The following is a 6708-nucleotide window of genomic DNA, read 5'->3' as shown; positions in this document are numbered from 1 at the left end:
GGCGGTCCGGGCCCGGACCGGTTCCTGGCGCCCGACCTGGCCGCCGCCGACGCCTTCGTGCGCGGGGGCGGGCTGGTGGCGGCCGCCGAGACGGTCACCGGACCGCTGCGCTAGACGCCGCCAAGGGGCCCCACCCGCGGGTGGGGCCCCTTTTGGCTTCCGGTGCTAGAACTCCAGCCGTTCCCGGCGCACCGAATACACCACGAAGCCCGCGCCCACGGCGAGGAACAGGGTGCCGGAGACCACGTACGGCGTGGTGTCGAAGCTTCCCGTGTCCGCCAGTCGGGTCGGGTCGGAGGCGGTCTGACCGGCCAGGCCGGACACCGTGGTGACCTGCTCGGTGATCCCCGAGTCCGGGTTCCCGGAGTCCGCCGACCCGGAGACCGCCGTGCCCGCGGCGGGGGCGCCCGTGGAGGGGCCGTCCTGCGAGGCGTTGGCGGACGGGACGAACCACAGGGCGCACAGCAGCGTGCCCGCGGCGGTGGCGGTCAGCAACGGACGGCGAGCGGATGCCACGGAATATCGATCCCCTTGTGACGCTGGCGAATTGGCCGTGCGGAGCGATGTTAATGAAAATCGCGGGTCACAGGAAAGTCACGACAGGTTTCAGTTCTAGGCTCGCCCTATGGACGCTGAAGAGACATCACGATTTGTACGCCTTCGAGTGGAGCTGGTCCTCGAGGTGCTCGACGACGACGAGCTGACCAAGGCCGCGCTGCGCCGCATCGCCACCGATCCGGAGCTGCCGGACGCGGAACGGGCGCATGCCGAGGGTGCTGTGACGGAAGACACCGCCGAGGCGCTGGCCTATCTCGTCGACCCGTTCGACCTGGTCAGCGAGGTGCCCGGCGTGGAGCTCGCCCAGGCTTCCTGGTCCAGCGAGCACTCCGAGTACGACGCGGACTCGCCCGAATGGGACCTCGGCGGGGATGATGAGGACGACGACGAACCGGCCGACGAAGCGGACGGCCGGAACGAGCGGTAGGCAGCCCGGCGGCTTCGGCCGCGGGATCCGGGGCACGGATGACCCGGACGGCAACCGCCGTCCGGGTTTTCTCGTCTCACAAGTGGCGCACGGAGGCCCGCGCACCGCCCGTCCCGAAGACAGGACGTGGTGTGCCCCACAGAACCCCTCTCCGGGGAACGGGAAGGCGCGGCCGTGACGTTGAGAGAGTTCAACGGGGATTCTCGGGGTTCTGGCGGATTCGGCAACGATGGAGAAACGTGTGATGACGGACAGTAAGCGGCGCAAGGGCCTGACGGTCGCGTCCGCACTGCTCGGTGGTGTGCTCGTGCTCACGGGCTGTTCCGGCGGCGGTAATGCCAGCGCGTCCGACGGCGGTGAGAGCTCGCAGGCGAAGGCCGACGAGGCGGCGGCGCAGAAGTCGTCCGAGGCGCAGATCACGATCACGCCGAAGGACGGCTCCAACAACGCCTCCATCAACAACTCGGCCACGGTCAAGGTCGCCAAGGGCACCCTGACCGGCGTGAGCATGACCACCGCGGACGGCAAGCCGGTCGAGGGCGCGCTCTCCGCCGACAAGCTGAGCTGGAAGCCGACCACCCAGCTGGAGCGGTCGACCACCTACAAGCTCGCCGCCGAGGCCAAGGACTCCGACGGCCGCGTGGCCCACGAGAACGCGTCCTTCACCACGGTCTCCCCGTCCAACAGCTTCATAGGCAACTTCACCCCTGACAACGGCAGCACCGTCGGGGTGGGCATGCCCGTGTCGATCAACTTCGACAAGGCGATCACCGACAAGGCCGCCGTGCAGAAGGGGATCACCGTCTCCTCCTCCAGCGGTCAGGAGGTCGTCGGCCACTGGTTCAACGCCAACCGGATCGACTTCCGCCCGGAGACGTACTGGAAGGAGAACTCCACCGTCACGCTGAAGCTGGCGCTCGACGGTGTCGAGGGCGCCAACGGCGTCTACGGCGTCCAGCAGAAGACGGTCACCTTCCACGTCGGCCGCAACCAGGTCTCCTACGTCGACGCCAAGACCAAGCAGATGAAGGTCACGCAGGACGGCAAGGTCGTCAAGCAGATACCGATCTCCGCCGGTTCCCCCGAGAACAAGACCTACGCCGGCGTCATGGTCATGTCCGAGAAGTTCAAGCAGACCCGGATGAACGGCGCGACCGTCGGCTTCACGGACGACGACGGCAAGGGCGAGTACGACATCAAGGACGTGCCGCACGCCATCCGCCTCACCGGCTCCGGCACCTTCCTGCACGGCAACTACTGGGGCGCGAAGTCCATCTTCGGCAACGAGAACACCAGCCACGGCTGTGTGGGCCTCTCCGACACCAAGGGCGCCAAGGACCCGAACACCCCGGCCGCCTGGGTTTTCAACCACTCCCTCGTCGGTGACGTGGTGGTCATCAAGAACACCGGTGACAAGACCGTCGCCCCGGACAACGGCCTCAACGGCTGGAACATGGACTGGGCGCAGTGGAAGGCCGGCTCCGCCGTCTGATCCCGCAGCGCAACCCCTGAGCGCACGAGTGCCGCCCCTTCCGGTCGAGGGGCGGCACTGTCGTCTCAGAGGGTCGGCACCGCCGCCGCGCCCCAACTGGCCAGCAGACGAAGCGACTCGGCCGACGCGGAGTCCGGTTCGGCGTGGTAGACGATCAGGTTGAGATCCGCGTCGCCGGTCACCCGCAACCCCTCGAAGCCCAGGGCGAGTTCACCGACCAGCGGATGCCGCAGCCGCTTCACGCCGTAGAACTGCTCCTTCACGTCGTGCGTGGCCCACAGACGGCGGAACTCCTCGCTCTTGACGGAGAGTTCGCCGACCAGCGCGGCCAGCCGGGCGTCGTCCGGGAAGCGCCCGGCGTCCATGCGCAGTCCGCAGACGATGTCGATCGCCTTCTGCTCCCAGTCGACGAACAGCTCGCGGTACTCCGGGCAGAGGAACACCAGCCGGGCCCAGGTGCGGTCCTCGGGCGCGAGCCCGCCCCAGTCGCCGAACAGCGCGGTCGCCATCCGGTTCCAGGCCAGGATCTCCGTGCGACGCCCCGTGATGTACGCCGGGACCGCGTCCATCGAGGCCAGCAGGTGCTGGAGCGCGGTCCGCACCTGGGGGCGGCGGGCCGGCGGCCGCTTCTTGTGCGGGGCCGGCTTGGCCAGGTGGGTCAGGTGCGCGTGCTCGGCGTCGGTCAGGCGCAGGGCGCGGGCGATGGAGTCCAGCACCTCCGCCGACACGTTCCGCCCGTTGCCCTGCTCCAGCCGCGTGTAGTACGCCACCGACACCCCGGCCAGCTGCGCCAGCTCCTCCCGGCGCAGCCCCGGCACCCGGCGGCGCCGGCCGAAGTCGGGCAGGCCCACGTCCTCCGGCTTGAGCCGGGCGCGGCGGCTGCGGAGGAACTCGCTCAGCTCGGCCCGCCGGTCCAGCGGGCGGCTCACGGCCGCCTCCGCCTGTTCGTCCATGCCCCAAGTATCGAGGGCGCCGACGGAACGTACGCTCCGGAGCCTGACCCCGCCAGTGGTAGGAACAGCGGTCGTACGCAAAGCCGTGACCTGGGTGGGAGCGGGAGATGGGGGCACGCTGGGAGAGTGCCCGGTCGAGACCGTGTCCGGGCCACGGCGAAGCTTAGGAGAACCCGGCATGACCACTGTTGCTGCGTACGCCGCGCCCGCACCCAAGGCGCCCCTGGAGCGGACCACGATCGAGCGGCGGCCGGTCGGCGACCACGACGTCCTGATCGACATCAAGTTCGCGGGGATCTGCCACTCCGACATCCACCAGGCCCGCGACGGCTGGAGCGAGGGCATCTTCCCGATGGTGCCCGGCCACGAGATCGCCGGTGTGGTCACCGAGGTCGGCCCCGAGGTCACCAAGTTCTCGGTGGGCGACCGGGTGGGCGTCGGCTGCATGGTCGACTCCTGCCGCGAGTGCGACAACTGCAAGGCCGGACTGGAGCAGTACTGCACGGGCACCGGCACCGTCTGGACGTACAACGCCGTCGGCAAGGACGGCGAGCCCACCTACGGCGGCTACTCCGAGCAGATCGTCGTCGACGAGGGCTTCGTCGTCCGCATCCCCGACGGGCTGGGCCTGGACGTGGCCGCGCCGCTGCTGTGCGCGGGCATCACCACGTACTCCCCCCTCAAGCACTGGGGTGTCGGTCCCGGCAAGAAGGTCGCCGTGGTGGGCTTCGGCGGACTCGGCCACGTCGGCGTGAAGCTGGCCCACGCGATGGGCGCCGAGGTCACCGTCCTCTCGCAGTCGCTGCGCAAGAAGGACGACGGCCTGCGGCTCGGCGCCGACCACTACTACGCCACCAGCGACCCCGAGACCTTCGAGAAGCTGGCCGGCACCTTCGACGTCATCCTGAACACCGTCTCCGCCCCGCTGGACTTCGCGGCCTACATGTCCCTGCTGCGCCTGGACGGCGCCATGGTCAACGTCGGCCTTCCGGAGGAGCCGGTGCAGGTCACCCTCCAGTCCATCTTCGGCAACCGGCGCAACCTCACCACCTCCAACATCGGCGGCATCCCCGAGACCCAGGAGATGCTCGACTTCTGCGCCGAGCACGGGGTGGGCGCCGAGATCGAGCTGATCGGCGCGAGCGAGATCAACGACGCGTACGAGCGGGTGACCGCCAGCGACGTGCGGTACCGGTTCGTGATCGACACGGCGACGATCTGACGTTCCAGGGCAGGAAAAAGGGCCGCCCGGCCGGAGCCGGGCGGCCCGTTCCCGTGTGATCAGCCCTGAGCGGGGGCGACGCCGATCGGGCAGGAGACGCCCGTGCCACCGATGCCGCAGTACCCGGCGGGGTTCTTGTCCAGGTACTGCTGGTGGTAGGCCTCGGCCGGGTAGAAGGGGCGGCCCTCTGCCGGAAGGATCTCCGTGGTGATCGTGCCGTGTCCGGAGCCGGTGAGCACCTTCTGGTACGCGGCACGGGACGCCTCGGCGGCGGCCGCCTGCTCGGGGGTGTGGGTGTAGATCGCGGAGCGGTACTGGGTGCCCACGTCGTTGCCCTGGCGGAAGCCCTGCGTGGGGTCGTGGGACTCCCAGAAGGTCTTGAGCAGCTGCTCGTACGAGACGACCTTCGGGTCGTAGACCACGCGGACCGCCTCGGTGTGGCCGGTCAGGCCCGAGCACGCCTCCTCGTAGGTGGGGTTCTCGGTGTAGCCGCCCTGGTAGCCCACGAGCGTGGTGTAGATCCCCGCCGGGAGCTCCCAGAACTTGCGCTCCGCGCCCCAGAAGCAGCCCAGCCCGAAGTCGGCGACCTCCAGCCCCTCGGGGTAGGGACCGGAAAGCGGGTTGCCGAGGACGGTGTGCCGGGCGGGGACCTCGAAGGCGGGCACGTCCCGGCCCGCGAGCGCCTGCTCGGGGGTGGGGAGCTGCGGTGTGCGGCCGAACAGCATGGGGTCTCCCTGGTCGGTCTCGGTGCGGACGGGCACCGACTACAACGATGCGGCCGCCCCGGACATTCCGGCTCGGGCCGCCGCTGCGGCCTCCAGTACGGCGGTGTCGCGGACCTGGCAGAAGTACTCCGCCTTGTTGTTCCGGTACCGCCACGGCAGCGCGTCCACGTGGCCGTCGACCAGCCGGAAGTGCTCCACGGCTGCCTCGTTGCGCCCCTGGAGGTGCAGGTAGTAGGCGAGCAGGTGGCGCAGCTCCGGCAGGCGCGGGTGCGCCGGGTCGGCGGCGGCCGCGTCCTTCAGGGCCGCCTCGACCCGCGCCAGCATCTCCGGGGTGTTGTCGGCGGCGGTGTCGTCGGAGTCGTCGTGCTCGAAGTGCGCGATCAGCGGCAGCGCCGTCAGCAGGCTGCCGGCCGGCGCTCCGGCGGCGGCCCGCTCGGCGAACTCGGTGGCCAGCCGCTCGGAGCCGCGCCACTTGGCGCACCAGTACTGCAGGGCCGAGAAGTGCGCCTCGTAGTGGTGCGGGGCGCGGGCCGTGATCTCGGTCCACAGGTCGTCCATCTTGGCGTTCGGGTAACCGAGGCCGAGGGCCAGCCAGATCTCCGCGACGTACGGCGTCGGGTCGTCCGGGTTCAGCGCCGCCGCCCGCGCGACCTCCTCGCGGGCCTCCAGCAGCGTGCGGCGGAACCCGTCGAACTGCTCGCGCGTGGTGTGCTGCGCCCGCTGTCCACCCCGCACCCGCCAGGCCAGGATCACCGCGCTGCGGGCCCGGACCACGGCCGCGTCGGGGTCCTCGGGACGCTCGGCCTCCCAGTCCAGCAGCCAGGTGTCGTCGTCGGCCGCCCTGTCGGCCAGCCGGAACGTGAGCAGGGACCTGCGCTCCCAGTCCCGGCCTACGGCCGCCATCAGGTCGGCGGCGGGGCGCCAGTCGCCGCCCCGGACCGCCGCCAGGGCGGCCGTCGTCTCCGGGGTCAAGGGGCCGGCCGAGTCGGTGTTCTGCCGCTCGACGGGCAGCAGGCCGAGCGCGGCCGAGGCGGCCGCCTTCCCGGCGGCGGTCGCGGCGGCCTCCTCGGCCTCGATGGCGGCCTCCGCGTTGCCGGAGAAGAACTCCTTCAGGAACACCTTGGCCATCCAGGCCGCGAAGAGCACGAAGGGGAGCGCGAGGGCGGCGAGTATCCAGAGCAGGACGGTCATGGGCGGGCGGGGTCCGTTCGGGTCGGGGGGTGTTCGGGCGGTTCAGGCGGGCTGGACGGCCGTCGGCGGGAGGAGGGCGCGCAGCGGGGCGGTGTCGGGCACGTCGGCCAGGGCCGCGTCCACGGCCGCCTCCAGTGCGT

Annotated in this window: 7 protein-coding genes; 3 read left to right on the top strand and 4 right to left on the bottom strand. The window is 70.7% G+C overall.

Annotated elements, in window-relative coordinates; translation table 11 throughout:
• Positions 1-165: 165 nt before the first annotated feature.
• Entirely contained in the window at positions 166-516 is a 351-nt protein-coding gene (locus CCN33_RS24055) for a hypothetical protein (RefSeq protein ID WP_086695587.1), read from the bottom strand.
• Positions 517-625: 109 nt separating this feature from the next.
• Here CCN33_RS24055 and CCN33_RS24050 point away from each other — a divergent pair, with 109 nt between their 5' ends.
• A complete protein-coding gene (locus tag CCN33_RS24050) occupies positions 626-985 on the top strand; it encodes a hypothetical protein (RefSeq protein ID WP_086695586.1) in 360 nt (119 codons plus the stop codon).
• 229 nt (positions 986-1214) lie between these two features.
• Positions 1215-2477, top strand: a complete 1263-nt coding sequence (locus tag CCN33_RS24045) for a L,D-transpeptidase (protein ID WP_208621867.1) — start codon at positions 1215-1217, stop codon at positions 2475-2477.
• 65 nt (positions 2478-2542) lie between these two features.
• On the opposite strand, the gene CCN33_RS24040 is transcribed toward CCN33_RS24045, so the two are convergent.
• Positions 2543-3430: a helix-turn-helix domain-containing protein gene (locus CCN33_RS24040; protein WP_086695584.1), complete on the bottom strand. Its 888-nt coding sequence runs from the start codon at positions 3428-3430 to the stop codon at positions 2543-2545.
• A gap of 178 nt (positions 3431-3608) precedes the next feature.
• On the opposite strand from CCN33_RS24040, the gene CCN33_RS24035 reads away from it, so the two are divergent.
• Entirely contained in the window at positions 3609-4652 is a 1044-nt protein-coding gene (locus CCN33_RS24035) for an NAD(P)-dependent alcohol dehydrogenase (protein WP_086695583.1), read from the top strand.
• A 59-nt stretch (positions 4653-4711) separates the two neighbouring features.
• Here CCN33_RS24035 and msrA read toward each other — a convergent pair whose 3' ends face one another.
• Together msrA and CCN33_RS24025 are read right to left on the bottom strand one after the other, a co-directional pair.
• Positions 4712-5377 (bottom strand): peptide-methionine (S)-S-oxide reductase MsrA, encoded by a 666-nt coding sequence (gene msrA, locus CCN33_RS24030; protein ID WP_086695588.1) that lies wholly within the window; start codon positions 5375-5377, stop codon positions 4712-4714.
• Positions 5378-5416: 39 nt separating this feature from the next.
• On the bottom strand, positions 5417-6568 hold the full coding sequence (locus tag CCN33_RS24025; protein ID WP_086695582.1) for a hypothetical protein: 1152 nt from the start codon (positions 6566-6568) through the stop codon (positions 5417-5419).
• Positions 6569-6708: the final 140 nt, after the last annotated feature.

The sequence above is a fragment of the Streptomyces recifensis genome, from assembly GCF_002154615.1.
GTDB lineage: Bacteria > Actinomycetota > Actinomycetes > Streptomycetales > Streptomycetaceae > Streptomyces > Streptomyces griseoluteus.
Note: the sequence above shows the minus strand (reverse complement) of the source record. Positions and strands in the feature narration are given on the sequence as shown.

Coding starts and splice junctions, on each gene's coding strand:
- CCN33_RS24045 (WP_208621867.1), top strand. CDS start 1,215: ATGGAGAAACGTGTGATGACGGACAGTAAGCGGCGCAAGGGCCTGACG.
- msrA (WP_086695588.1), bottom strand. CDS start 5,377: ATGCTGTTCGGCCGCACACCGCAGCTCCCCACCCCCGAGCAGGCGCTC.
- CCN33_RS24040 (WP_086695584.1), bottom strand. CDS start 3,430: ATGGACGAACAGGCGGAGGCGGCCGTGAGCCGCCCGCTGGACCGGCGG.
- CCN33_RS24050 (WP_086695586.1), top strand. CDS start 626: ATGGACGCTGAAGAGACATCACGATTTGTACGCCTTCGAGTGGAGCTG.
- CCN33_RS24035 (WP_086695583.1), top strand. CDS start 3,609: ATGACCACTGTTGCTGCGTACGCCGCGCCCGCACCCAAGGCGCCCCTG.
- CCN33_RS24025 (WP_086695582.1), bottom strand. CDS start 6,568: ATGACCGTCCTGCTCTGGATACTCGCCGCCCTCGCGCTCCCCTTCGTG.